Here is a 23,363-nt window from a genome sequence, read left to right on the forward strand (position 1 = left end):
GCCGGCGCGCCGCGCGCCGGCGGGGGCGGCGGGGGGGGGGGCGGCGGGGGGGGCCCCCCCCCCGCCGCGGGGTGGCCGGCGCGCGCCCGGCGCCGTGCAGCGACGTTGACGCCTCGTCGGCCGGCCCGGTTACACCTCGATGTGCGAGCCCATGATGACCGTGCGGTCGCGGGGGAGGCCGAAGTACTCGGCGGCGTCGGCGGTCGGGGTTCTCCATCTGCCGTACGAGACCTCCGGCATGCCCGCCGTCGCCGAACCGTCCCCGCAGGTTCCGGGCATGTTCATCAGCATGGACCCGCCGGACCACACCCGGCTGCGGCGCAGACTCACCGGCGCCTTCACCGCCAAACGCATGAACATGCTGGAGGACCGCGGCCCCGGCGGCCGGCGGAGGTGGGCCGGGCGACGATGAGCCGTGTGGGCCGCGACGTACGCCTCGATGCCGATGATCGGCTTCACGCCGGTCTTCGACCTTGACGGATCCTGCCCGCCTCCTTGACGGGGCGTTGACCCGGGCGACACACGAGCCGGGTGGCTGCCTGCCGGGCCGCTGGGCCAACGGGGCGAACCGACTCGGGCGGCTGCCGGGGGCGAAGTGGCTGGTCGCATGGCCTTTCGCGCTGTCGCCGCCTCGATGGCGCCGGTTTCGGGGACGAGGACAGGGGCGCAGGGTGAGTTCGTCGGGATACGACGGCTCGATCGTCGTCGGCCGCAAGCCGTGGCCGACCGAGGACCTGGGCATGCCCGCGGAGGACGTGGAACTGCGTGTGTTCGCCCACGGCAGGTACGTCGGCCGCTTCATGCTCACCCCGTCCCCGTCCCCGTCCCCGTCCCCGTCCCCGATCGCCAGGCTCTCCTCGTTGCCAGCACCCTCGCCGACCAGGCCGGCGCCGCCCTGGAGACCACCGCGGGCCACGTCACGGCGGCGTGAGTGGCTCCCGGCCTGTAAGAGGCCGGGAGCCACCTGGATTCGTCGACGCCCCGTCGCTCAGCGGGTCTTCTTCCGTTTCGTCCAGCCGATTGCGAAGAACACGACCGAAGCCTTGACATCCTCCCCCGGCGTTAGCCCAAGGCCATGAAGTTAAGGCTTCGAGCCTGATCACAAGGGGTGTGCGGGCGATTGGATAGATCACCGGGCGTGGGAAGCGGAGCTCCGGTAGAACGGTCTGTCGACCAAGACCAACCGGTTCTACCGAGGGAGCTCCGCTGTTTGGACAGTCTGTCATCAGTCGACAAATCGCGGTAGCGGAGGGCGTGTTCGCTCCAGGTCATCTGGGTGAGCTGACGCGGATCGTGCCGTTCGAGATGGTGGACGAGGCCCTCGCCGCCACCAGCGGGATCCAGCGCCGAGTCCGCAAGCTGCCCGCCCGGGTCGTGGTCTACCTCCTGCTGGCCGCCGGCCTCTTCGAGCAGAGCGGATATCCGGTCGTGTGGCGCAAGCTGACGGCGCGCTGGATCGCCTGCCGATCCCGACGGTCACGGCCACTGCTCTGTGGCACGCCCGCGCCCGGCTGGGTTCCCGCCCGCTGCGGGCGCTGTTCGACCTGCTGCGCGGCCCGGCCGCCAGTACGCTGACCAGCGGCTCCCGCTGGGCCGGGATGCTCGTGTGCGCCATCGACGGCACCTACCTGGACGTGCCCGACAACCCCCGCACCCGCCACCGCCTCGGCAAGGGAACCAACCAGTACGCCACCGCGGGCTATCCGCAGATCTGCCTGACCACGCTGGTCGCCTGCGGCACCCGGGCCGTCATCGACGCCGCGTTCGGCCCCCGCAGCAACGGTGAGACCACCTACGGCCTGCGGCTCACCCGCTCGCTGCACTCCGGCATGATCGTCCTGCTCGACCGGGGCTTCGCCACCAACGCCTTCCTCGCGGCCATCGCAGGCACCGGTGCCGATCTGCTCGCCCGCCTGACAGCCGTCCGCAAGACACCCGTCATACGCCTCCACCGGGACGGCTCCTACCGCTCCGTCGTCGCCGGCATACCCGTGCGCGTCATCGAGTGCGAGATCACCATCGCCACCAGCGCGGGCCGGCAGACGGGCCTCTACCGGCTCGCCACCACTCTTCTTGATCACCGCCGCTACCCGGCCTTCGAGCTGGTCAGGCTCTACCACCAGCGCTGGGAGGTGGAGTCCGCCTACTTCGAGATCAAGAAGACCATGCTCGGCCGCCGAGTCCTGCGCGCCCGCACCCCCGCCGGCATCGCCCAGGAGATCTACGCCCTGCTGACGGTCTACCAGTCCCTGCGGATCGCGATCACCGACGCCACCGACACCGACACGACGGCTTCCCCGGACCGGGGCAGCTTCACCATCGCCCTGGAAGCCGCCCGCGACCAGGTCATCCAGGCCACGGGCATCGTCGCCGACGAGACCATCGACCTCATCGGCACCATCGGCCGCCACGTCCTGGCCCATCTGATGCCCGACCGACGCCTTCGCGTCAGCCCCCGCGCGGTCAAACGACCACTGTCACGCTATGCGTACAAGAGCCTGAGAGTCGACCGCCGAACCTACAAGGCCACCCTCAGCATCGACATCCTCGCAACTCCACCAGGCTCGTCAACGCCAGCAAGCCCTTAACTTCATGGCCTTGGGCTAAAGCCGGGGGATTCCTCCCGCGCCTGCGGCACGGACACCCGTGGGTCGCAGGTCGCCGAGGTGGGTTCCCCGTTCAACGGGCCGTGCCTGGCGTGGGATCGCCACACCGGGACTGACCGGCCCTCCAGGGGCGTTTAGCCTGTCCGCCTGCCCGGCGGCCAGGATGTTACGAGCAGCGTTGAGGTTACGGTCGTGCAGGACGCCGCATGCGGTGCAGGCCCATTGGCGCACCGCGAGGGGTTTGGGTTCGTCGCGGTGTCCGCACGCCGAGCAGAGCTGGGAGGAGGGGAACGCGCGGTGCACGATGCCGACATGCCGCCCGTACCTGGCTGCCTTCTCTTCGAGGAGTCGCCGGAAGGTGGACCATCCCGCGTCGTGGACGGACTTGGCGAGTCGGCCTCGGGCGAGGCCGCGCACGTTCAGATCCTCCAGGTACACCGCTTGGGTTTCGCGGATGATCCTGGTGGTCTGCTTGTGCAGCCAGTCCATGCGGGTGTCGGCCACGCTGGCGTGCGCCTTGGCGACCTTGAGGCGGGCCTTGGCCCGGTTCCTGCTGCCCTTGGCCTTGCGGGACAGCGCCCGCTGCGCGGCTTTGAGCTTCTTCTCGGCCTTGCGGAGGAAGCGCGGGTTGTCGATCACGGTGCCGTCGGAGAGGACGGCGTAGGTGGTCAGGCCGAGGTCGATACCGATCTCCGCGGGCACCTCGGGCAGAGGATCGGGCTCCACGTCCACGACGAAGCTGGCGTGGTAGCGGCCTGCCGGGTCGAGCACGATCGTCACCGACGACGGGTCGACCGGAAGCGCGCGGGACCACTTCACCCGCACGTCACCGATCTTCGCCAGGTTCAGCTTTCCGTTCGAACGGATACGGAACCCGTTACGGGCGAACCGCAACGACTGCCGGTTGTCCCGCTTCGACTTGAACCGGGGCAGACCGACCGGACGCCCGGCACGCTTGCCCGACACCGAGTCGAAGAAGTTCCGACAGGCCGTGTCAAGATCCCGAAGGGACTGGATCAGCGGGTCCACCCCGACCGAAGCGAGCCACGCCCGCTCCGGGGTCTTCTTCGCCGCCGTGATCACCAGCCTCTGGAGATCCGTGCTCCTGGGATACGACTGCCCGGCCTTCCGGGCTTCCTTCCGTGCCGCGAGAGCGTCGTTGTACACCACCCGCGCGCACCCGAACGTCCGGGCCAGCACAGCGCGCTGACCCTCCGTCGGATAGATGCGATACGAGTACCGGAAGATGCACGAGACCAACCTACCGAGGCCCACTGACAACGGCCCCGTCCAGAACTCCCGAGCTCACTCCGCCGCTTCGCGGCTCCGAGACAAGGAGCCGCTTCCTCCCGGGGCTGAAGCCCCGGGAGGAAGCGGCAGAATCAGGTGAATGCCGTTCCTCCGAGGAGGCCGGCGTCATTCCGGGAGGAGTCTCACTCCGCGATGAGGGCGATCAGGGCCGCGAGGGCCAGGAGACCCACGACGACCGCGGCGGTCGCCTGTTTCACGGAGTCTGCCTTTCGCCGATCCGTCCGCTGAGATCCGCCGAGTCCGACGGGGACCGGACTACCCGAAGGGGTTGCAGACGAATCCGCCCGCCCCGATGCCGCCGATCCAGTAGATGTAGGTCCAGCCGTTCTGGTGCTGGCAGACCTGGATCCCGCCAGCGATCACGCCGAGCGCGGCGGCGACGGCTCCGGCGTACGGGCCGCCACCCAGCGCGGCCACCAGCCCGGAGATGCCGGCACCGGTCCAGAAGCCGCCCTCGACCTTGTTGGTGAGCCAGGAGTCCAGGCCGACCTCGACGCCGTACCAGTGCGTCTTGATGTAGCCGTGCCGACCGCGCCAGGTGGCGTTCGGGCTCGGGTGGCCGGTCTGGCCGGTCGGCTGCCCGATCTCGTCCGTGAGGGCGTCGGTGGGAACCGCCACGCCCTCCGGCGACATCGCGAGCTTCCCGCTCTTGATGTTGGCGTTCACGTCCGCCACGTACGACCGCAGCTGCATGAGCTGCGCCGCGGGCACCTGCTTCAGCACCGATGCCGGCGCGTCGATCGAGTACCCGGACTTGGAGAAGGTGACGTACCCGTTGAGCACGTGCAGCGGGCTGGACTTCGGGGCGACCTCGTCGCTGGGCAGACGGCTGCCCGTCGCCGGCCCCTGCTGCGTCTTCGAGTTGGCCTGCACCTGCCGCGAGCTCACCGGAGCGGCCGAGGCCGCGGGCGAGATCGTCATCAGCAGACCGGTGGCCGCGATCAGTGCGACTCCACCAAGGGACGCACGCCTCACAACGCTCTTCAATTCAACCCCCATGTGATGTCACGCCGGACACTGGCCGGCGATCGCCCCAATAGTCACACCAGGCACACCAGTTGGGCGAGTCAGGGAATCGTCAATTCCGCATCGGCCGGCTCCGCGGGGTGTGGCAGCGCGTCAGCCAACCGCCCGGTAGCGGTGGATGAAGGCGACGGCCATGGCGCCCTCGCCGACGCCGGAGGCGACGCGCTTGATCGAATTGGCGCGTACGTCTCCGGCCGCGAACACGCCCGGGACATTCGTCTCCAGCAGGTAGGGGTCGCGTCCCGGCGGCCAGGAGGCCGGCGGTTTGCCGGAGCCCATGAGGTCGGGCCCGGTCAGGACGAAGCCGTGGTCGTCACAGTCCACGACACCGTCCAGCCAGCCGGTGCGGGGCCGCGCCCCGATGAAGGTGAAGACGAAGTTCGCTGGCTCCACGGTCCTACGGCCGGTGGCGTCGTCCAGGAGCGTGATGCGCTCCAGTCGATCCGCCCCGTCCAGCGCGAGGACCCGGGTGGCGAGGCGCACCTCGATGTTCGGCGTCCGACGGATCTCGTCGACGAGGTACCGAGACATCCCGGCCTCCAGCGAGTCACCCCGTACCAGCACGGTGACCCTCGCCGCGTACCGGGAGAAGTGGATGGCGGCCTGTCCCGCCGAGTTGGCACCGCCGATGATGTGGACGTGGTGCGAGAGGCAGGAACTGCTCTCGGTGGTTGCGGCCCCGTAGTAGAGACCCTCGCCCTCGAACCGCTCCGCGCCCGGCACCTCCAGGCGGTTGTACGAGACCCCGGTGGCCACCAGCACGGTCTCGGCGCTGATCTCCGAGCCGTCGGCCAGCGTCAGGATCCGGGCGGGATCGTCCCGTTGCAGCCCGACGACGTCCACCGGATGGAGCAGCTCCGCGCCGAAGCGGGCGGCCTGGCTGACCGCGCGGCGGGCGAGGTCGCCACCCGACAGGCCGGCCGGGAAGCCCAGGTAGTTCTCGATCAGGCTCGACGTACCGGCCTGCCCGCCGGGCGAGTCGGCGTCCAGCAGCAGGGTGGACAGGCCCTCCGAGGCCGCGTACACACCGGCCGCGAGACCGGCCGGGCCGGCGCCGACGATCACCGTGTCGTAGTGCGGCCGGGACGCGGTGGTGGCCAGGCCGAGACGGACGGCGAGTTCGGCGGCGCCCGGGGCGTGGAGCGGAACTCCCTCGGGGAACACCACCAACGGCAGCCGCGCCTGCGGGTGCTCGGCCAGCAGCAGCCGGGCCTCCGGGTCGGTTTCCGCGTTCAGGAAGCGAAAGGGCGCGCCGTTGCGGGTCAGGAAGTCCCGTACGAGGTGCGTCCCGGCGGAGACCGGGTGCCCGACGACGCGGATGCCCCGGTAGGCGGGGCGGTAGGCGGCGGCCCAATCGGAGAGCAGGTCGTCCAGCACCGGGAAGAGCCGCTCGGCGGGCGGGTCCCAGGGCTTCATCAGGTAGTAGTCGAGCCGCACCCTGTTGATGGCGGTGATCGCGGCGTCGGTCTCGGCGAACGCGGTGAGCAGCACCCGTTTGGCGTCCGGGAAGCGGCTGACGGCCTCCAGCAGGAAGTCGACGCCGGTCATGTCCGGCATCCGTTGGTCCACCAGGAAGAGCGCCGGGTCCTGGGAGCGCTCGTCCAGGGTGTCCAGGACGCTCAGCGCCTCGGCGGCGGACGAGGCGCTCAGCACCCGGTAGTCCTCGGCGTAAGCGGAGCGCAGATCGCGGCGGACGGCGCGGAGTACCTGGGGATCGTCGTCCACCGCGAGGATCACCGGCTTGTGAGCCGCTTCGGCCGTTGCGGCGGTCATTCGACGGAGTCCAGGAACAACCGGTCGGGGAAGCACCAGAGCCAGCTCTCGCCCGGCTCGTGGGAGGCGATCAGGGGGTGGCCGGTCGCCTCGTAGTGGCGGCTGGCGTGCTTGTTGGTGGAGGAATCACAGCAGCCGATGTGACCACACGTCAGGCAGCGGCGCAGGTGGACCCAGACGGCGTCGGCCTCCAGGCACTGCTGGCAGACGGCAGGCTCGGCAGGGCCTGCGGGCTCGACGGTGATCGTGTCGAGGTGGGAGCAGGTGGGCATGGGAGCTCCTTTGCAGGTGAGGGGCCTTCGGAGCGCAGGGAACCCGGAGGCTCCCCGCGCCCCTGACAGGTCGCCCGGTGCCTCAGGCCAGCGTCTCGGCGAAGTGGTAGGCGGCGAGGGCAGCGGCCTCGTCGACGGTGGAGTCCCGGTCGTAGAAGTCGAACTGGTCGCCCTCGGTCCAGACGAGGTTCTTCGGGCCGCCCAGATCGGCGTGGAACTTCTCCGCGCCCTGGGGGATGGCCGCGTCGCGGCTGGTGACGATCAGCGTGGGCGCCGTGATCCGGGCCGCCGCCGGGTGCGGGTCGAAGGTGAGCCACTGCGGCCAGGACATCACCGCGAACCGGTTGTCCCAGGCCGGCACGGCGCCGCGCCGCGCGTCCAGGTAGTAGTCGAAGGGTCCGAACATGGCGGCATCGGGGTCCGTGGTGCTCACGGCTGGGACGTAGTCCACCGGTTCGCCCAGTTCGTACCTGGTCCGCGCGGCGAGCCCGAGCTCCATCTTCTGCCGGACGCCCTCAGCGCCGCCGTAGATGTCGCGCACCAGCGCGGCGTCGTGCAGCCACGGCGCGACCAACGCCAGGCTGCGCACGCGCGGGTCGTTCGCGGCGTTCACGGCGGTGTACCCGGCCCCGGCGCAGATCCCCAGGGCGCCGATCCGGCGCGGATCGACCCGGTGCTGCCCGCCGAGGAAGGTGACGGCGCTGTGGATGTCCCGGATCTTGCGAGCTGGCGACTCCAACTGCCGTGGCCGTCCTCCGGATTCGCCGTAGCCGGCCGGGTCGAAGGCCAGCGTGTGGAAGCCGGCCTCGGCCATCCGCCGGGCGTACCCGGCGGCCATCTGCTCCTTGACGGTCGTCCAGGAGCCGAGGACCACGACCGCCGGCCCTTGGCCCTGGCTTTCGGGGCTGTACAGGGTCCCGACGAGGGTGGTGCCGTCGCTGTCGAAGGAGACGTGCTCCGTGTGGACGGTCGCTGCGGTCATACCGCCGCCCCTTTGATGGCGCGCAGGATCTGCGACGGGTCGGTGAACGACTTCCAGCGCACGATCTTCCCGTCCCTGACGGTGAGCCACTGGATGAACTCGATCTCGAACGCCATGCCGGTCCTCTTGACGGTGGACCGCTCGTGGAGGACGCCCATCGCCTGATCGCCCTCGACGACCAGCTCGATCAGCTCCTCCTTCCCGAGCTCGACCGTGCCGGCGAAGACGCCGAGGCTGTCCATGACGGCCGCCTTGCCGTGCAGGGTGCCGATCCACGGCATCGCGTCGTTCCAGCCGGGCACCGGCGTGTAGTTGATCCACTCGACGTCGTCCGCCAGGTAGCCCAGCGCCCGCTCGAAGTCGCCGCTGGTGAGCGCGTCGAACCAGCCGGTGGCGGTCTCCCGCGTCGTACTCATCCCTTGGTCCTCTCCAAGCTGTGCCGCTCCAGGATGTGCCGATTGCCCTCGGCCCACACGGCGGTCATCGTCAGGCCGTCGATCCGCCACCCCGCCGCCGTGCGGCGGAGCGTGAACCGGTAGTGCCCGCCCAGCGTCCACAGCGGGCCGCCGAGCGCGTTGGGGAGCAGGTGCGTGGCCTGGAAGTCGGCCGTGGCGAGGGCGGTGTCGCCCTCGGTCCGCACCAGGTGGTTGGTCAGCAGGTGTTGCGTGGCCGTAAGGCCGGAGAGCAGGTCGCGCCAGGCGGCGATCAGCTCCCGCGCCGCCAGCGCGGTCGGCTCGCCCCCGTTGAGGCTGGTGTAGTCGACCAGGACCTCGTCCGCGAAGACGTCCGTCCGCAGCCGGTCCCACTCGCGCTTGTCGGTGTGCCAGCACATCCGGGTGCACACGTCGACGACGTCGAGGCGGTCGCTGAGCCCGTCGCCGGTCATGCGCCGGCCTCGCGGCCCAGGATCCAGTGCTCCTCCAGCAGGAGCGTGTGGACGTACCGGGGTTCGGCGATGCGGTGGAGGTCGGTGAGCAGCGCCTGGTACTCGGGGGTCTTCCGGGCGGCCTCGTACGCCTGGGCGTCGTCGAACCAGAGTTGGTACGCGGCGTCCAGGACCGCCTCGCCCACGCCGTAGAAGGCGTCGCGCGTGTGGTTCTGCACGTACCGGCGCAGGCCCGGGACCTTCCCAGCGAGGGGGGCGTGCCGGGTGAGGCTGTCGGCCCGGAAACCGGCGAGCGGCAGGCCCTCGCGGCGCTTGACCAGGATCATCACCTTGACCGCGGCCGTCTCACCGACGCCGGGCACGACCACGTGCGCGTCGGTGTCCAGGACGACCGTGCGCCAGAACGCCGCCCACCTGGGCTCGTCGAGGCGGGCGCCCTCCAGGAACTCCGGGGTCTGCAGCGAGGCGAGCTGCTCCCGCTCGTTCTCCAGCCAGATCTCGGCGACCCCGCTCCACAGCGGGTCCTCCTCGTCGCCGGGCCTCGCGACGCGGGTGTCGACGCAGTACCGCTTGATCTGCGGGATCTTGGCGGCATACCGGACCGCGTGCTCCTCGACCCAGTAGCGCTGGAACTCCCGCTCGGACATCCCGGGCTTCGGGTGGGCCAGGATGATCTGATGGATCATGTCGTCCTCCAGGGGTGATGGGCGCCGTCAGACCTGGTAGCGCTTCTTGACGTCCTCCGCGAAGCCGAGGTAGTCGCGCAGCGGCCAGACCTCCTCGAACTCCAGGTACTCGCGCATCGGCAGTCGCCCCAGCGCGGTGCGGTCGAGCTCCTCGGCGTCGGGGGAGTCGATGACCGCGATCACCCGCTTCTGCGCCGCGACCTTCCAGATGCCGACGCAGAAGCCGGAGTTGATGGTGTCGACGGCGTGCTCGGCCTCCTCCCGCTCGACCTCCCACAGCTCGTCGAGTGAGATCCGGCCCTCGTGCTTCCACTTCATCTGGACGTAGAACAGCATGCTGCGCTCCTCAGTGGTCGTCGGTCAGGACGCGGGTCAGGGGGTGCTCGGCGCCGAGGCTCTCGCGGGCGATGTCGGCCGGCAGCTTGCCGTCGTGGCCGACCAGGTCGAGCCGGGCGCCGGCGTCGATCAGGATCCGGGCGCACTCCTGGTAGCCGTGCCAGAGTGCGTCGTGCAGCGGGGTGTAGCCGTTGGTGATGCCCTGGTAGTCCAGGTCGGTGCCGGGAGCGGCCACCAGCAGCGCGGTGATCCCGGCGTGGCCGTTGTAGACGGCCTTGTGCAGGGGCACCGCACCGAAGGTGGGCTCGGTGGCGTTGACGTCGGCTCCGGCGGCGAGCAGCGCGCGGACGATCTCCTCGTGGCCGTCGCGGCAGGCCACCAGGAGCGGGGTGTGCGCGTCGTTGAAGCCGTTGACCACCGGGTACCGGGCGTCCACCTCGGCGCCCCCAGCGAGCAACTTTCGGACCGTGCCGAGATCGCCGGCGGCGACCGCGGCCATCAACTGCTGGTCCTCGGCCGCCTCCTGGTCCGCCTGGGTACGGGCGGTCAGCAGGCGCTCGGCCGCCAGCAGCCGGTCCTTGCCGCGGGTGTTGACGCGGAGCTCGTACTCGAAGTGCTCGCGCATCGAGAAGCCGTAGTGCGTCGACAGGTTGAGCCCTGCCCCGTGTTCCAGCAGGACGGCCGTCACGGCCGGCCACTTGTACCAGAGGGCGTCCATCAGGGGCGTGTGCCCGGTGGTGGCCGCGACGGCGTCGACGAAGGCGCCCGCCTCCAGCAGCACCCGGACGGTCTCCGGGTCGCCGCCCTGGACGGCCTTGTGCAGCGCGGTGCCGCCGCCGCGCGAGTCCGCGGTGTAGAGGTCGGCGCCGGCCTCCAGCAGCTGCCGGACCAGCGCGACGTCCCCGCGGCCCGCGGCGATCATCAGGGCGGTCAGACCGCTCCTCGGGTCGCGGGCGCCCGGATCGGCGCCGACGGACAGCCACCTCCGCACGCCGGCGGTGTGACCTCGGTGTACGGCCGCGAGGAATTCCTCGGACGGATTTCTCGTCATTCTCGTATTCGCCTGCCTTCTTCTCTGCCGAGTCGGCGACCGAGAGATTATCCGGGGCCGATCGGGTCCATGCGGCGACCTAACAAACTCTGCCGGCGGGGCGGTTTCTTGACGCCGTCCGAACGCGACCTCACCAACTCGCGGCAACGTCACAAACTGGATCCAGGTCCTTTGACAGGGAGTTCTCCGACCGCCAGTCTCAATGTCGAACAATCGTCAGAGTGAAGGAGGAACGGGAAGTGCCCAAGCACATTCTGATCGTTCTCTCGGAATACGGTTACTGGGCCGAGGAATTGGTCGGCCCACTGAGTGAGTTCGACCAGCGCGGCTACCGCGTCACCTTCGCGACGCCGAACGGCAAGCGGGCCCGCGCGCTGCCGCCGAGCCTGGACGAGGAATACGTCGACCCGCCGCTCGGCCGCGGGGTGACCACCGCCGAGGTGGCCGCCCTGGGGCGCGCCCTGGACGGCGGCAACCGGCTCGACGACCCGGTCGACCTCAGCGCCTGGCTCCCCGAGCGCCCCTACACCAGCTCGCCGGACCACCTGCGCGAGCTGGAGGACTACCACCGCTCGCTGGAGCGGATCGACGCTGACCTGAGGGGATACGACGCCCTACTGATCGTCGGCGGCAGCGGCCCGATCGTCGACCTGGCGAACAACGAGCGCGTGCACGACCTGATCCTGGCCTTCCTGCGGGCCGGCAAGCCGATCGGCGCCGAGTGCTACGGCGTCGCCTGCCTGGCCTTCGCCCGTGACTGGGACGATCGGAAGAGCATCATCCGGGGCAAGCACGTGACAGGCCACTGCAAGGAGTACGACTACAAGGACGGCACCGGCTTCCTCGGGACCGACTTCGTGATGGGCCCGCCGCCGTACCCGCTGGAGTACATCCTGCGTGACGCCACCGGGCCTGACGGGGCCTACCACGGCAATTTCGGGAAGCCGCTCTCGGTCATCGTCGACCACCCGTTCGTCACCGGTCGGTCGACCCCGGACTCCTTCCTCACCGGCCAGAAGATGGTCGAAATGCTGGAGGACGGCCTCACCAGGTTCGGCTGGTAGGAAACGCGATCGCCGAGAAAGGGCGGGAGAAATTCGGTGACGGGAAAGACGGGAAAGACGGGAAACGTCAAACTCATCGAGCAGTTCCAGGCCGACGGCATCCGTCTGATGTTCGGGAATCCCGGAACGGTCGAGCAGGGACTTCTGGACGCGGCGGACCACGCCGAGGGGTTCCGGTACGTGCTGGCGCTGCAGGAGACCGTGGCGGCCGGGATCGCCGACGGCTACGCCCGGGCGACCGGCGGGCCGGCGTTGCTGCAGCTGCACTCGGGCGTCGGCCTCGGCAACGGGATCGGCATGCTCTACCAGTCGCTGCGCGGGCACACCCCGCTGGTCGTCATCGCCGGCGACGCCGGGGTGCGCTACGACGCCATGGACGCGCAGATGGCGTCCGACCTGGTCGCGATGGCACGGCCGGTGACGAAGTACGCGACCCGGGTGACCGATTCGCGCTCGTTGCTGCGGGTGGTCCGCCGCGCGGTGAAGACCGCGATGACCGAGCCGCGCGGCCCGGTGTTCGTGGCCGTGCCGATGGACGTCCTCGACGAGATCAACGACGAGCCCGTCCTGCCCGCCTCCGTGCCGGTCACCGCCTCCGCGCCGCCGGCGGAGGCGGTGGCCCGGGCCGCCGGGCTGCTCGCGGGCGCCGACCGGCCGCTGCTCCTGGTCGGTGACGGCGTGTCGGTCGCCGGAGCGCAGGCGGAGCTGGTCAGGGTGGCCGAGACCCTCGGCGCCGATGTCTGGTCCGTCGACTCCTCCGAGGTCAACGTGCCGGCCTCGCACCCCCTCTCGCGCGGCCAGCTCGGCCACATGTTCGGCGAGCGCAGCGCGGCCGCGGTCGCCGAGGCGGACGCCGTGCTGATCGTCGGCACGTACGTCTTCCCCGAGGTCTTCCCGGTGCTCACCAGCCCGTTCCGGGCGGACGCGCGGATCGTGCACATCGACCTCAACGCGTACGAGATCGCCAAGAACCACCCGGTGGACCTCGGTCTGGTGGCCGACCCGAAGCCGACCCTGGCCGCCCTGGCCGCCGAGTTGAAGGCGCGCCTGAGCATGCGTCAGAAGCGTGCCGCCACTGCCAGGCTGGCCGCGCGCACGGCTGAGCAGGGGCCGGTCACGGCCGGGGAGCCGACGCTGGAGAGGTTCGTCCAGGAGCTCGCCCGGCAGACCGGCGGAGACCTGATCGTCTTCGACGAGGCGCTCACCTCCTCGCCGGCCGTGGTCAGGCACCTGCCGCCGGACCGGCCCGGCGACTACTTCCTCACCCGGGGCGGCTCGCTCGGGGTCGGCATCCCCGGTGCGATCGGGGCCAAACTGGCCCACCCCGCCCGCACCGTGGTCGGCTTCACCGGTGACGGCGGCGCGATGTACACGTACCAGGCGCTGTGGACCGCGGCCCGGTACGGCATCGCCGCCAAGTTCGTGGTCTGCAACAACCGCAAGTACCGGCTGCTGGACGACAACATCGCCCAGTACTGGAAGGAGCGGGACATCCCCGAGCACGAGTTCCCCTCCTCCTTCGACCTCTCCCGCCCGGACATCCGCTTCGCCGAGCTGGCCCGCGCCCTGGGCGCCGACGGCATCCGGGTGGAGAAACCCGAGGAGGCCTCGGCCGCAGTCGAGCGGATGCTCGCCGCCACCGGGCCCTTCCTGGTCGACCTCCAGGTCTGACAGGTCTGACGACACCCAAGGAGTCATCGCGATGTCGGAGCCCACCTCCGCAGGGCCTCGCCTCACCGAGCGGGCCGTCCGCACCCTCGTCGAGCAGTGGTACGCCGTCCTGGACCGCCACGGCGACCCGGAGGAGGCGAAGCGGTTCCTGGTCGACGACGGCCTCGAACTGCGCTTCCCCGAGGGCGTCTTCCGCGGACACACGGGCTTCGCCGAGTGGTACGCGGCCGTCGTCCACCGCTTCTTCGACGAGGAGCACACCGTGCTCCGGGTCCGTGCGGCCGTCGACGGCGCCGTGGCCGTGGTCCGCGTCAACGTCAACTGGCAGGCCCGGGTGTGGGAGGCACCGGCCGCCGACAGTCGGTGGCTGGGCTTCGACGCCGACCAGACCTGGACCGTGGTGGCCGGCGAGGACGGCCGCACGCCGCTGATCAAGACCTACACCTGCAACGCGCTGGAGCCCATGCCGGGCTCCGCCGCCCTGTGACCGGGAGAGAAGCGATGAACGCCCGTGAGGTGCTGGCCAACTACTACGTCCACGCCAACGAAGGCGACTGGGACAGCTGGTGCGACCTCTTCGCCGAGGACATGGTGATGGACGAACAGCTCGCCGGCCGCATCGAGGGGCGCGGCAGGCTCCGCTCGATGATGCGGGGCATGGGGGAGATGTACTCCGCCTTCGAGAACCTCCCCCGCTACTTCCTGGTCGACGCCGACGGCGAGGAGGCGGCCGTGGTGTCCCACATCTCGGCCCGCAGCTCCTCCGGCAGGCCGATCGAGGCGGATGTCATGAACTACTTCCGCATCCGCGACGGTCGGATCACCTACATGTCCAACTTCCACGACACCCTGCCGTTCCAGGTGCTGTCCCAGAGCCGGCGGTCGTGATGAGGGAGGAGTTCGACTACGTCGTCGTCGGCGCGGGCACGGCCGGCAGCGTCCTGGCCCACCGCCTCACCGAGGAGCCGGACGTACGCGTGCTGCTCCTGGAAGCCGGAGCGGCCCGCATCCCGGCCGAGGTGGACGACCCCACCGCCTGGATGCGGCTGCTCGGCAGCCGCATCGACTGGCGCTACCGCAGCACTCCGCAGCCGGGCCTGGACGGCCGGGTCACCCGCGAACCGCGCGGCCGGGCCCCTGGCGGCAGCAGCAACCTCAACCTGATGATGCACCTCCGCGGCCACCCGGCGGACTTCGACCACTGGGCCTACCAGGGCGCGGCCGGCTGGTCGTACCGCGACGTCCGGCCCTACTTCGACCGGATGGAAGCCGAGCGGCCGCTCACCCACGCGGGCCTGAACGGGCCCAACCCGGCCTCCCGGGCCTTCGTCGACGCCTGCGCCGAGCTCGGGTACCCGCGGCTCGCGCACTTCGCCGACGGCCCGAGGCACGGCGTCGCCTGGCACCGGCTGGACACCGCGGGCGGTCGACGCCGGGGCGCGCTCGCCTCGTACCTCGAACCCGCCCTGAAGCGCGCCAACCTGACGCTGCGCAGCAACGCCCAGGCGCTGCGGCTGGTGGTGATCGGCGGCCGCTGCGTCGGCGTCGACTACCTCCAGCGCCCGGAGCCGCCCGGCCTCGACGGGCGCGCGGTGCGCGACGTGCACGGCAGGGAGCTCCGCGCGGGCATCCACCAGGCGTACGCCGCGGCCGAGGTGATTGTCGCCGCCGGCGCGATCGAGTCGCCGAAGCTGTTGCTCCTCTCCGGCATCGGGAGCCCCGACCGCCTGCGGGACTTCGGCATTTCCGCCAACGCGGCGCTGCCCGGGGTCGGAGAGAACTTCCACAACCACGTGCTGACCGCGGTGATGTCCGAATCGCGCACCCCCGTCCCGGCCGCCCGGCACAACCTCTCGGAGGCGGCCCTGTTCCTTGCCTCCGAACCGGGACTGCCCACACCCGACCTCCAGCTCGCCTTCGTGCACGCCCCCTTCGACCCGGCCGTGGGCGAGGAACACCCGGAGACGGTGAGCGTCCTGCCCGGCGTCGTCCGGCCCGCCTCCCGCGGCTGGGTCAGGCTCGCCCGGGCCGACCCGCTCGCCCCGCCGCTGGTCAACCCCAACTACCTCGGCGACCGCTCCGATCTGGAGCGGCTCGTCCAGGGCGTGCGGCTGGCCAGGGAGATCATCGTCACCTCGGCCTTCTCGCCCTGGCACAAACAGGAGCTGTGGCCAGGGCCCGCCGTGCGCGGCGACGAGCAGCTGCGTGCCTTCGTCCGGCGCACCGCCGACAGCTACCACCACCACGCCGGCTCCTGCCGGATGGGCACCGACGACCTGTCGGTGGTGGACCCGCGCCTGCGCGTCCACGGGGTGCGCGGGCTGCGCGTCGCGGACGCGAGCGTGATGCCCGCCGTGCCCTCCGGAAACCCCCACGCCGCCGTGGTGATGATCGCCGAACGGGCGGCCGACCTGATCAGGGAAGGGACCCATGTCTGACGTCGCCGTCAGGGAAGGACCGCTGTCCGGTACCCACATCGCGGTGCTGGTGGAGAGCGACTACTACGAACCCGAGATCACCTACTACCGGCACCGCTTCGCCGAGGAGGGCGCCGAGGTCGACCTCCTCAGCCGCCTCTGGGGCGAGAGTGAACTCACCTTCACCGGGCACGAGTTCCGCGCACCGCTCACCGTCACCCGCAGCCTCGAAGGCATCGACCCGCGCCGGTACGCCGCGATCATCGTGCCCTCCGGCATGGTGGCCGACCGGCTGCGCTACAGCGAGGACGTCAACCGGCTGGCCCCCGCCACCCGGCTGCTGCGCTGGGCGTTCTCCGAACCGGGCGTGGTCAAGGGCATCATCTGCCACGGCCTGTGGTTGGCCTCAGCCATCCCGCAGACCGTCAAGGGCCGCAAGGTCGTCTGCCACAACAACCTGATCGGCGACGTGCGGAACATGGGCGCCGAGTACGTCGACCAGGACGTCGTGATCGACGGCGACCTGGTCACCGCGCGCACCGGCGAGCACCACCACCTCCTCGCCAGGACGGTCATCGACCTGCTCGCCGACCGGAGGAGCCGGTGATGCGCTGGGCCCACGTCGGCCTCAACTGCCGCGACCAGCGGGCGACCGAGGAGTTCTACACCCGCTGGTTCGGCTTCCACCGGGCCCGCGCCGTGCCGGTCGGCGACGGGGAGATCCTCTTCCTGCGCAACGGTGACGCCCACCTCGAACTCTTCCCGGCCCCGGGCGAGTCGGCCGCCCCGAGCGCCCTGGCCGACGGCCCCGCGCAGCCCGGTGCCGTCCGCCACATCGCCTTCCAGACCGACAGCGTCGACGAACTGCTCGCCGCCATGGGCGAAATCGCCCACGTCACCCTCGGCCCGCTGGACTTCGACGAGGTCCTGGACGGCTGGCGAACGGTCTGGCTGCGCGACCCGGACGGCGTGGTCGTCGAGGTCAGCCAGGGGTACCGGGACCAGGAAGCCGTCGAGACCGCTGAAAGGAAGATCAATGTCTGACACGGTGAACTTCACGTTCTCCGACACCGTCGCGGGCTACGTCACCGCCCACGACCGCGACACCGGGCGCTTCACCCTCCGCACCGCCGACGGCCGGGAGCTCGAGATCTCGACCGCCGGCGAGGTCTCCGCCGAACTGCTGCGCAACCTGGAGGAGCCGTACGCCGACGCCGGCGGTCACCTCGACGCGATGCTGGAACCCGGCCGCTACCTGTTCGCCCACGTGCTCTACTACCCGGAGGGCGGCACGACGCGGATCGAGGCCAAGCGCCTGATCTTCCTCGGCCGTCAGGCCGGCGCGTACCGCTTCGAGGAAACCGACTGGTGGATCCGCCAACTGGAGTCCATCGCCGGCTTCTACCGCCGCGCCCAGTTCGGCGACGGCCCGATCGACTACACCCGGTACCGCACCCAGCTGCGCCTGGGCGGCGACAAGACCGCCAGCCACATCCAGGAGACCGACACCATCTCCCGCCTGGTGTACGGCATGGCCTCCGCCTTCATGCTCACCGGCGACGACGCGTACCTGGAGGTCGCCGAGCGGGGCACCGAGTACCTGCGCGAGCACATGCGCGTGGTAGACCCGGAGGAGGACGTCGTCTACTGGTACCACGGGCTCAGCGTGGACGGGGATACCGAGAAGAAGCTCTTCACCTCGGAGTTCTCCGACGACTACGACGCCATCCCGATGTACGAGCAGATCTACGCGCTGGCCGGACCGATCCAGACCTACCGGGTCACCGGCGACCCGCGGATCAAGAGCGACGCCGACGCCACCCTGCGGCTGTTCGAGAAGTTCTTCCTCGACCGGGAGCAGGGCGGCTACTACTCGCACATCGACCCGATCCTGTTCCGCGCCGACCACCCCTCGCTCGGGCCCAACAAGGCGCGCAAGAACTGGAACTCGGTCGGCGACCACGCCCCCGCCTACCTGATCAACCTCTACCTGGCCACCGGCGACGAGACCTACGCCCGGATGCTGGAGTACACCTTCGACACCATCGTCCAGCGCTTCCCCGACCGCAAGAACAGTCCCTTCGTCCAGGAGCGCTTCCACCGCGACTGGTCGCACGACACCACCCACGGCTGGCAGCAGGACCGTGCGGTGGTGGGCCACAACCTGAAGATCGCCTGGAACCTGATGCGCATGCACGCGCTGCGCCCCAAACGGGAGTACCTGGAGACGGCCGCCGAGATCGGCGAGCTGATGCCGGCCGTCGGCAGCGACCGTCAGCGCGGCGGCTGGTACGACGTGGTCGAGCGGGTCCTCGCCGACGGGCAGGAGCACCATCGCTTCGCCTGGCACGACCGCAAGGCCTGGTGGCAGCAGGAGCAGGCGATCCTCGCCTACCTGATCCTCCACGGCACCACCGGTCGGGCGGAGTTCCTGCGCGACGCCCGCCACGCCGAGGCGTTCTACAACACCTTCTTCCTCGACCACGACGAGGGCGCCGTCTACTTCAACGTGCTCGCCTCCGGCACGCCCTACCTGCTCGGCACCGAGCGGCTCAAGGGCAGCCACTCGATGAGCATGTACCACTCGGCCGAGCTGTGCTACCTCGCCGCGGTCTACAACAACCTGCTGATCGCCGGCCGGGGCATGGACTTCTGGTTCAAGCCCGACCCCGACGGCCTTCCGGACGGCCTGCTGCGCGTCTCGCCCGACCTGCTGCCGGCCGGCTCGGTGCGGATCGCCGAGGTGGAGCTCGACGGCGTGCCGTACCCGGACCACGACGCCGACGCGCTCACCGTCCGGCTGCCGCGCGGCCGGGGCCGGGTGAAGGTCAGGGTCCGCCTCGAACCGGTGGGGAAGGCGTCATGACCGTCTCGGTCCGCTCCCGCGAGCAGGACGGCGTCACCGTCCTGGAGCTGGAAGGGGAGATCACCAGCGTCACCTCCGCCGAACTCCAAAGCAGCATCCTGCCGTTGATCGGCGGGACCGCGACCACGGTCATCGACCTCAGTGGGGTGCCGTACATCTCCAGCGCGGGCCTGCGCACGCTGCTGCTGGTGCACCGGCAAGCGCTGCGGCGGCAGAGCGCCACCGTGCTCGTCGGGCTCGCGGAGGAGGTGCGGTTCGTGATGGCCTCCACGGGCTTCCTCGACTTCTTCGACGTCCGGGACAGCGCGTCCGCCGTCCTCGGATCGGCCCGCGAATGAGCACCGGCGAACGCATCGACGCCTACCCGACCCGGACCATCGCCGGCTACGGTGTCCGCGCCGGCCGCCCGCTGCCCTTCGGTGCCACGCCGGTGCCCGGCGGCGTCAACTTCTCGGTGTACTCGGACCGGGCCACCCGGATGTGGCTGGTGCTCTTCCGGCCCGGGGAGGCCGAACCGGAGACCGAGCTGGAGTTCCCCGCGGAGTTCCGGGTCGGCAGCGTCTTCGCGATGACCGTCTTCGGCCTGGACGCCGAGAGCCTGGAGTACGGCTTCCGCGCCGACGGCCCCTTCGACCCGACCCACGGCGACCGCTTCGACCCGAGCCACGTGCTCACCGACCCGTACGCCCGGCTGATCTCCGGGAGGGACGTGTGGGGCGCCCCGCCGGACCGCGACCGCCTCTGCCCGTACCGCTCCCGGCTGGTGCGGGACGACTTCGACTGGGGCGACGACGCGCCGCCGCGCATCCCCACCGAGGACCTGGTCGTCTACGAGCTGCACGTGCGCGGCTTCACCCGCCACCCGTCCTGCGGAGTCTCCGCGCCCGGCACCTTCGCCGGGCTGCGCCACAAGATCCCGTACCTGAGCGAACTCGGCATCAACTGCGTCGAGTTGATGCCGGTCTTCGAGTTCGACGAGCACGACAACCCGCGCCGCGACCCGGCGACCGGCGAACCGCTGCTGGACTACTGGGGCTACAACACCGTCGGGTTCTTCGCCCCCAAGGCCGGCTACGCGGCCACCGGACGGTTCGGCATGCAGGCCGACGAGTTCAAGGCGCTGGTCAAGGACCTGCACGCGGCCGGCATCGAGGTGATCCTCGACGTGGTCTTCAACCACACCGCCGAGGGCAACGAACAGGGCCCGACCGTCTCCTTCCGGGGCCTGGACAACGCGACCTACTACATGCTGACGTCGCAGGGCCACTACTACAACTTCAGCGGCACCGGGAACACCGTCAACTGCAACCACCCCGTGGTGCGCGACTTCATCCTCAACTGCCTGCGCCACTGGGTCGCCGAGTACCACGTCGACGGCTTCCGCTTCGACCTCGCGGCCATCCTCGACCGGGCACCAGACGGCACCCCGCTGGCCAACCCGCCGCTGGTGGAGCAGCTCGCCCACGACCCGGTGCTGCGGCACTGCAAGCTGATCGCCGAGGCCTGGGACGCCGCCGGCCTGTACGAGGTCGGCAGCTTTCCCGACTACGGGCGCTGGGCCGAGTGGAACGGCAAGTACCGCGACACCGTGCGCCGGTTCCTCAAGGGGGACGCGGACACGGTCGGCGAACTCGCCACCCGCCTGGCCGGCTCGCCCGACCTCTACCGCGGCCGCGGCACCGCCGCCTCGGTCAACTTCGTCACCGCCCATGACGGCTTCACCCTGCACGACCTGGTCTCGTACGACGACAAGCACAACGAGGCCAACGGCGAAGGCAACGCCGACGGCGCCAACGACAACAACAGCTGGAACTGCGGTACCGAAGGCCCGACCGACGACCCGGAGGTCCTGCGACTGCGCAGACGCCAGATGAAGAACGCCATGGCGATCCTGCTCACCAGCCAGGGCGTGCCGATGCTGCTGGCCGGCGACGAACTGGCCCGCACCCAGGCCGGGAACAACAACACCTACTGCCAGGACAACGAGCTGTCCTGGCTGGACTGGGGCCTGCTGGAGGCCAATGCCGACCTGCACCGCTTCGTCCGGGGCCTGATCGCCTTCCGGCGCGCCCACCCACTGCTGCGCGGCGCCGACCACCCGGGCAGCGAGGTCAGCTGGCACGGTGTCCGCGCCGGGGAGCCCGACTGGTCTCCGGACAGCCGGCTGCTGGCGGTGCTGCGCAGCGGCGACGAGGAGATCTACGTCGCCATGAACGCCCACTGGGAGCCGCACGACCTCGAACTGCCGCTGCCGCGCCCCGGCACGGCCTGGCGCCTGGTGGCCGACACCGCCGCCGACGGACCGCAGGACCTCTACCGGCCCGGCACGGAGCCGCCGTTGGAGGACCCGGGCGGCTACCGGCTCGCCCCGCGCTCCACGGTCATCCTGCTCGCGCGCTGACACCCGAAAGAACTGGAGAACCCACCCCATGGCCCTCACCGTCTCGGTCACCACGTCCAGCGACACCGCGACCATCAGCCTCGTCGGAGAGCTGGACGCCGCCAGCGCCCCGGCCTTCCACGGCACCATCGAGCAGGCCGCAGCCGCCGGGATCACCCATGTCGTCATCGACGCCCGCCGGTTGACGTACATGGCCAGCGCCGGCCTGCGGTCCCTGGTGTTCGCCCGCCAGAAGATGGGCGACGACGTCAGGATCACCGTGTCCGGCCCGAGCGCGCCGGTGGCCCGGACCATCCGGCAGGCCGGCTTCGACCGCAGCGTCACGCTCGTCGACGAGTGAGACCGGACGGGCCACACGGATGACCGCCCTGCGCATCGCTGCCGCGCTGACCTCCCTGGACGAGGTCGCGCACTTCTGCCACGAGCTCGCCGAGCGGGCCGGGCTTGGTCCCGAGGCCGCGTACCGCCTCCGGCTCGCCACCGACGAGCTCGCCACCAACGTGGTGATGCACGGCTACCGGGGCGGCGAGGGGGAGTTACGGCTCACGGGCGGAATGGACGAGGACACCGTCTGGATTCGCTTGGAGGACGACGCCCCGCCCTTCGATCCCGCCGCCGGGTGCAGACCCCCGACGCCCGACGTGCCGCTGGCGCGGCGCCCGATCGGCGGACTGGGGATCCACCTCGCCCTCACCGCGCTCGACGCCTTCAACTACCGCTACGCCGACGGTCACAACCGCAGCGCCCTCGTGATCCGGCGGCACCGAACCGAATGAGGACCCCATGCCCGACGTGACCGCGCTCCTGGTCGACCAGGAGCGGAACCCGCCCCCCGAACTGCTGGCCGCGCTGACCCATGAGGACGTGGCCGTCGAGGTCCGGACCCCCCACGACGCCCTGGAGGGCGAGGCACCCCGGGCGGAAGTCCTGCTGACCCCGGCCGCGATGCCGCCGCGGGCCGTGCGGGAGATCAGCCGGCGCCTCGCCGAGAGCGGGACGACCCCGATCACGGTGGTGTACGCGGAGGACGGTTTCACCGACATCGAGCAGCACACCAGGCTGGGGCACGACTACATCGTCCCGCCGTTCCTCCCGCCGCTGGTGCGGGCCCGGCTGCGCAGCTGCTACGAGCGGGCGAAGCTCGGCCGGGCCATGGAGGAGGTCGAGGCTCAGGCCGAACTCCTCAGCTACGAACGGGAGCTGAAGATCGGCCGGCAGATCCAGGAGGGCTTCCTGCCAGAGGAACTGCCGGCCCCCGACGGCTGGGACCTGGACGTCCGCTTCTGCCCCGCGCGCAATGTCGCGGGTGACTTCTACGACGTGTTCGAGCTGGTCAACCGGCGCCGGCTGGCCCTGGTGGTGGCGGATGTCTGCGACAAGGGCGTGGGCGCGGCGCTGTTCATGGCGCTGATCCGCAGCCTGCTGCGGCACACGGCCGAGCACAGCGGCCTGCAGAGCCCGATGACGGCTCACCAGGCGGCTGATCCCGCGCACGTCATCCCCGTGGTCGGGGCCACCCCGCTGCTGAACGCCGTGGTCGGTACCAACGGCTACCTCACCCGCAACCACAGCGGCCAGGGCTACTTCGCGACACTCTTCTTCGCCGTCCTCGACCCGGCCACCGGCAGCCTGGTCTACATCAACGGCGGCCACAACCCGCCCATGCTCGTCCCCAGGGAGGGCGGGGACCCGACGCCGCTGGAGCCCACCGGGCCGGCCGTCGGCGTCATCCCGGACTGCGCCTTCTCCCTCGGGTACGCCCAACTGCGCCCGGGCGACACGCTGTTCGTCTACACCGACGGCGTGCCCGAGGCCCGCGACGCGGAGGGCGGGTTCTTCGGCGACGAGCGTGTGCTCGACCTGCTGCGCGAGCCCGTGCCGTCCGGACGGGCGCTGCTGGAGCGGATGGAGGCGGCGCTGCGGGAGCACACCGGCGCCGCCGAGCAGCACGACGACATCACCATGATGGCCGTCCACCGGACCGCCGGACCGGGCTGACCCGGCGCGGACCCCGC

26 protein-coding genes and 1 pseudogene are annotated in these 23,363 nt (G+C 70.7%); 16 read left to right on the forward strand and 11 right to left on the reverse strand.

The annotated features are described in order from the left end of the window. Positions 1-129 precede the first annotated feature (129 nt). Positions 130-279, reverse strand: a complete 150-nt coding sequence (locus ACIRYZ_RS36800) for a hypothetical protein (RefSeq protein ID WP_402952706.1) — start codon at positions 277-279, stop codon at positions 130-132. On the opposite strand from ACIRYZ_RS36800, the gene ACIRYZ_RS36805 reads away from it, so the two are divergent. From ACIRYZ_RS36805 to ACIRYZ_RS36815, 3 genes and pseudogenes are all read left to right on the forward strand, one after another. After that, entirely contained in the window at positions 278-412 is a 135-nt protein-coding gene (locus ACIRYZ_RS36805; protein WP_402952708.1) for a hypothetical protein, read from the forward strand. The genes ACIRYZ_RS36800 and ACIRYZ_RS36805 overlap by 2 nt on opposite strands. Positions 413-1,305: 893 nt before the next feature. Continuing rightward, positions 1,306-1,389 (forward strand): annotated as a pseudogene (locus ACIRYZ_RS36810) (transposase domain-containing protein); the annotation flags it as partial. Between the two features lie 41 nt (positions 1,390-1,430). Continuing rightward, on the forward strand, positions 1,431-2,588 hold the full coding sequence (locus tag ACIRYZ_RS36815; RefSeq protein WP_402952710.1) for an IS4 family transposase: 1,158 nt from the start codon (positions 1,431-1,433) through the stop codon (positions 2,586-2,588). Positions 2,589-2,603: 15 nt separating this feature from the next. Here ACIRYZ_RS36815 and ACIRYZ_RS36820 read toward each other — a convergent pair whose 3' ends face one another. The 10 genes from ACIRYZ_RS36820 to ACIRYZ_RS36865 all read right to left on the reverse strand — a co-directional run bounded on the left by ACIRYZ_RS36820 (position 2,604) and on the right by ACIRYZ_RS36865 (position 10,929). Beyond that, positions 2,604-3,866 (reverse strand): RNA-guided endonuclease InsQ/TnpB family protein, encoded by a 1,263-nt coding sequence (locus ACIRYZ_RS36820; RefSeq protein WP_402952711.1) that lies wholly within the window; start codon positions 3,864-3,866, stop codon positions 2,604-2,606. A 306-nt stretch (positions 3,867-4,172) separates the two neighbouring features. Continuing rightward, positions 4,173-4,838: a hypothetical protein gene (locus ACIRYZ_RS36825; RefSeq protein ID WP_402952713.1), complete on the reverse strand. Its 666-nt coding sequence runs from the start codon at positions 4,836-4,838 to the stop codon at positions 4,173-4,175. Between the two features lie 198 nt (positions 4,839-5,036). Next, positions 5,037-6,716, reverse strand: coding sequence for an FAD-dependent oxidoreductase (locus tag ACIRYZ_RS36830; RefSeq protein WP_402952714.1), 1,680 nt, complete (start codon positions 6,714-6,716; stop codon positions 5,037-5,039). After that, positions 6,713-6,988, reverse strand: a complete 276-nt coding sequence (locus ACIRYZ_RS36835; protein ID WP_402952715.1) for a UBP-type zinc finger domain-containing protein — start codon at positions 6,986-6,988, stop codon at positions 6,713-6,715. Before ACIRYZ_RS36835 ends, ACIRYZ_RS36830 begins: the two co-directional genes overlap by 4 nt. Before the next feature lie 82 nt (positions 6,989-7,070). Then, on the reverse strand, positions 7,071-7,970 hold the full coding sequence (locus tag ACIRYZ_RS36840; protein ID WP_402952717.1) for an alpha/beta hydrolase: 900 nt from the start codon (positions 7,968-7,970) through the stop codon (positions 7,071-7,073). Beyond that, positions 7,967-8,386, reverse strand: coding sequence for a nuclear transport factor 2 family protein (locus ACIRYZ_RS36845; protein ID WP_402952718.1), 420 nt, complete (start codon positions 8,384-8,386; stop codon positions 7,967-7,969). The genes ACIRYZ_RS36840 and ACIRYZ_RS36845 overlap by 4 nt, the downstream gene beginning before the upstream one ends. After that, the gene (locus ACIRYZ_RS36850) at positions 8,383-8,856 is read right to left on the reverse strand and encodes a nuclear transport factor 2 family protein (RefSeq protein WP_402952720.1); all 474 of its coding nucleotides are present in this window, start codon (positions 8,854-8,856) and stop codon (positions 8,383-8,385) included. Before ACIRYZ_RS36850 ends, ACIRYZ_RS36845 begins: the two co-directional genes overlap by 4 nt. Further along, entirely contained in the window at positions 8,853-9,542 is a 690-nt protein-coding gene (locus tag ACIRYZ_RS36855; protein ID WP_402952722.1) for an EthD family reductase, read from the reverse strand. Before ACIRYZ_RS36855 ends, ACIRYZ_RS36850 begins: the two co-directional genes overlap by 4 nt. 27 nt (positions 9,543-9,569) lie before the next feature. Continuing rightward, entirely contained in the window at positions 9,570-9,878 is a 309-nt protein-coding gene (locus ACIRYZ_RS36860; protein WP_402952723.1) for a muconolactone Delta-isomerase family protein, read from the reverse strand. 10 nt (positions 9,879-9,888) lie between these two features. After that, positions 9,889-10,929 carry an ankyrin repeat domain-containing protein gene (locus ACIRYZ_RS36865; RefSeq protein ID WP_402952725.1) on the reverse strand — a complete coding sequence of 347 codons (1,041 nt, stop codon included), beginning with the start codon at positions 10,927-10,929 and terminating at the stop codon, positions 9,889-9,891. Between the two features lie 239 nt (positions 10,930-11,168). On the opposite strand from ACIRYZ_RS36865, the gene ACIRYZ_RS36870 reads away from it, so the two are divergent. The 13 genes from ACIRYZ_RS36870 to ACIRYZ_RS36930 are packed head-to-tail and all read left to right on the forward strand — an operon-like array spanning position 11,169 to position 23,346. After that, a complete protein-coding gene (locus ACIRYZ_RS36870) occupies positions 11,169-11,993 on the forward strand; it encodes a type 1 glutamine amidotransferase domain-containing protein (RefSeq protein ID WP_402952727.1) in 825 nt (274 codons plus the stop codon). 36 nt (positions 11,994-12,029) lie between these two features. Then, positions 12,030-13,664 carry a thiamine pyrophosphate-binding protein gene (locus tag ACIRYZ_RS36875; protein WP_402952729.1) on the forward strand — a complete coding sequence of 545 codons (1,635 nt, stop codon included), beginning with the start codon at positions 12,030-12,032 and terminating at the stop codon, positions 13,662-13,664. Between the two features lie 31 nt (positions 13,665-13,695). Next, entirely contained in the window at positions 13,696-14,151 is a 456-nt protein-coding gene (locus ACIRYZ_RS36880) for a nuclear transport factor 2 family protein (RefSeq protein ID WP_402952731.1), read from the forward strand. A 14-nt stretch (positions 14,152-14,165) separates the two neighbouring features. Beyond that, positions 14,166-14,552: a nuclear transport factor 2 family protein gene (locus tag ACIRYZ_RS36885; RefSeq protein WP_402952732.1), complete on the forward strand. Its 387-nt coding sequence runs from the start codon at positions 14,166-14,168 to the stop codon at positions 14,550-14,552. Beyond that, positions 14,552-16,102 carry a GMC family oxidoreductase gene (locus ACIRYZ_RS36890; protein WP_402952734.1) on the forward strand — a complete coding sequence of 517 codons (1,551 nt, stop codon included), beginning with the start codon at positions 14,552-14,554 and terminating at the stop codon, positions 16,100-16,102. Before ACIRYZ_RS36885 ends, ACIRYZ_RS36890 begins: the two co-directional genes overlap by 1 nt. Next, positions 16,095-16,688 carry a DJ-1/PfpI family protein gene (locus tag ACIRYZ_RS36895; RefSeq protein WP_402952735.1) on the forward strand — a complete coding sequence of 198 codons (594 nt, stop codon included), beginning with the start codon at positions 16,095-16,097 and terminating at the stop codon, positions 16,686-16,688. The genes ACIRYZ_RS36890 and ACIRYZ_RS36895 overlap by 8 nt, the downstream gene beginning before the upstream one ends. Continuing rightward, positions 16,688-17,125 carry a VOC family protein gene (locus ACIRYZ_RS36900; protein ID WP_402952737.1) on the forward strand — a complete coding sequence of 146 codons (438 nt, stop codon included), beginning with the start codon at positions 16,688-16,690 and terminating at the stop codon, positions 17,123-17,125. Before ACIRYZ_RS36895 ends, ACIRYZ_RS36900 begins: the two co-directional genes overlap by 1 nt. Further along, complete coding sequence (locus ACIRYZ_RS36905) at positions 17,118-18,947, forward strand: AGE family epimerase/isomerase (protein ID WP_402952738.1); 1,830 nt, start codon at positions 17,118-17,120, stop codon at positions 18,945-18,947. The genes ACIRYZ_RS36900 and ACIRYZ_RS36905 overlap by 8 nt, the downstream gene beginning before the upstream one ends. Beyond that, a complete protein-coding gene (locus ACIRYZ_RS36910) occupies positions 18,944-19,285 on the forward strand; it encodes an STAS domain-containing protein (RefSeq protein WP_402952739.1) in 342 nt (113 codons plus the stop codon). The genes ACIRYZ_RS36905 and ACIRYZ_RS36910 overlap by 4 nt, the downstream gene beginning before the upstream one ends. Next, positions 19,282-21,348, forward strand: coding sequence for a glycogen debranching protein GlgX (glgX, locus tag ACIRYZ_RS36915; protein WP_402952741.1), 2,067 nt, complete (start codon positions 19,282-19,284; stop codon positions 21,346-21,348). The genes ACIRYZ_RS36910 and glgX overlap by 4 nt, the downstream gene beginning before the upstream one ends. Positions 21,349-21,376: 28 nt before the next feature. Then, positions 21,377-21,688 carry an STAS domain-containing protein gene (locus ACIRYZ_RS36920; RefSeq protein ID WP_402952742.1) on the forward strand — a complete coding sequence of 104 codons (312 nt, stop codon included), beginning with the start codon at positions 21,377-21,379 and terminating at the stop codon, positions 21,686-21,688. A 19-nt stretch (positions 21,689-21,707) separates the two neighbouring features. Then, on the forward strand, positions 21,708-22,124 hold the full coding sequence (locus ACIRYZ_RS36925) for an ATP-binding protein (RefSeq protein ID WP_402952744.1): 417 nt from the start codon (positions 21,708-21,710) through the stop codon (positions 22,122-22,124). 7 nt (positions 22,125-22,131) lie between these two features. Further along, positions 22,132-23,346 carry a PP2C family protein-serine/threonine phosphatase gene (locus ACIRYZ_RS36930; RefSeq protein WP_402952745.1) on the forward strand — a complete coding sequence of 405 codons (1,215 nt, stop codon included), beginning with the start codon at positions 22,132-22,134 and terminating at the stop codon, positions 23,344-23,346. Positions 23,347-23,363: the final 17 nt, after the last annotated feature.

The sequence above is a fragment of the Kitasatospora sp. NPDC101155 genome (assembly GCF_044768305.1).
Taxonomy (GTDB): Bacteria; Actinomycetota; Actinomycetes; order Streptomycetales; family Streptomycetaceae; genus Kitasatospora.

What these genes read in the sequence shown, in the direction of transcription:
- ACIRYZ_RS36805 (WP_402952708.1), top strand. Translation starts at nt 278, where the DNA reads ATGTTCATCAGCATGGACCCGCCGGACCACACCCGGCTGCGGCGCAGA.
- ACIRYZ_RS36800 (WP_402952706.1), bottom strand. Translation starts at nt 279, where the DNA reads ATGCCCGGAACCTGCGGGGACGGTTCGGCGACGGCGGGCATGCCGGAG.
- ACIRYZ_RS36825 (WP_402952713.1), bottom strand. Translation starts at nt 4,838, where the DNA reads ATGACGATCTCGCCCGCGGCCTCGGCCGCTCCGGTGAGCTCGCGGCAG.
- ACIRYZ_RS36830 (WP_402952714.1), bottom strand. Translation starts at nt 6,716, where the DNA reads ATGACCGCCGCAACGGCCGAAGCGGCTCACAAGCCGGTGATCCTCGCG.
- ACIRYZ_RS36835 (WP_402952715.1), bottom strand. Translation starts at nt 6,988, where the DNA reads ATGCCCACCTGCTCCCACCTCGACACGATCACCGTCGAGCCCGCAGGC.
- ACIRYZ_RS36840 (WP_402952717.1), bottom strand. Translation starts at nt 7,970, where the DNA reads ATGACCGCAGCGACCGTCCACACGGAGCACGTCTCCTTCGACAGCGAC.
- ACIRYZ_RS36845 (WP_402952718.1), bottom strand. Translation starts at nt 8,386, where the DNA reads ATGAGTACGACGCGGGAGACCGCCACCGGCTGGTTCGACGCGCTCACC.
- ACIRYZ_RS36850 (WP_402952720.1), bottom strand. Translation starts at nt 8,856, where the DNA reads ATGACCGGCGACGGGCTCAGCGACCGCCTCGACGTCGTCGACGTGTGC.
- ACIRYZ_RS36855 (WP_402952722.1), bottom strand. Translation starts at nt 9,542, where the DNA reads ATGATCCATCAGATCATCCTGGCCCACCCGAAGCCCGGGATGTCCGAG.
- ACIRYZ_RS36860 (WP_402952723.1), bottom strand. Translation starts at nt 9,878, where the DNA reads ATGCTGTTCTACGTCCAGATGAAGTGGAAGCACGAGGGCCGGATCTCA.
- ACIRYZ_RS36865 (WP_402952725.1), bottom strand. Translation starts at nt 10,929, where the DNA reads ATGACGAGAAATCCGTCCGAGGAATTCCTCGCGGCCGTACACCGAGGT.
- ACIRYZ_RS36880 (WP_402952731.1), top strand. Translation starts at nt 13,696, where the DNA reads ATGTCGGAGCCCACCTCCGCAGGGCCTCGCCTCACCGAGCGGGCCGTC.
- ACIRYZ_RS36885 (WP_402952732.1), top strand. Translation starts at nt 14,166, where the DNA reads ATGAACGCCCGTGAGGTGCTGGCCAACTACTACGTCCACGCCAACGAA.
- ACIRYZ_RS36890 (WP_402952734.1), top strand. Translation starts at nt 14,552, where the DNA reads ATGAGGGAGGAGTTCGACTACGTCGTCGTCGGCGCGGGCACGGCCGGC.
- ACIRYZ_RS36895 (WP_402952735.1), top strand. Translation starts at nt 16,095, where the DNA reads ATGTCTGACGTCGCCGTCAGGGAAGGACCGCTGTCCGGTACCCACATC.
- ACIRYZ_RS36900 (WP_402952737.1), top strand. Translation starts at nt 16,688, where the DNA reads ATGCGCTGGGCCCACGTCGGCCTCAACTGCCGCGACCAGCGGGCGACC.
- ACIRYZ_RS36905 (WP_402952738.1), top strand. Translation starts at nt 17,118, where the DNA reads ATGTCTGACACGGTGAACTTCACGTTCTCCGACACCGTCGCGGGCTAC.
- ACIRYZ_RS36910 (WP_402952739.1), top strand. Translation starts at nt 18,944, where the DNA reads ATGACCGTCTCGGTCCGCTCCCGCGAGCAGGACGGCGTCACCGTCCTG.
- glgX (WP_402952741.1), top strand. Translation starts at nt 19,282, where the DNA reads ATGAGCACCGGCGAACGCATCGACGCCTACCCGACCCGGACCATCGCC.
- ACIRYZ_RS36920 (WP_402952742.1), top strand. Translation starts at nt 21,377, where the DNA reads ATGGCCCTCACCGTCTCGGTCACCACGTCCAGCGACACCGCGACCATC.
- ACIRYZ_RS36925 (WP_402952744.1), top strand. Translation starts at nt 21,708, where the DNA reads ATGACCGCCCTGCGCATCGCTGCCGCGCTGACCTCCCTGGACGAGGTC.
- ACIRYZ_RS36930 (WP_402952745.1), top strand. Translation starts at nt 22,132, where the DNA reads ATGCCCGACGTGACCGCGCTCCTGGTCGACCAGGAGCGGAACCCGCCC.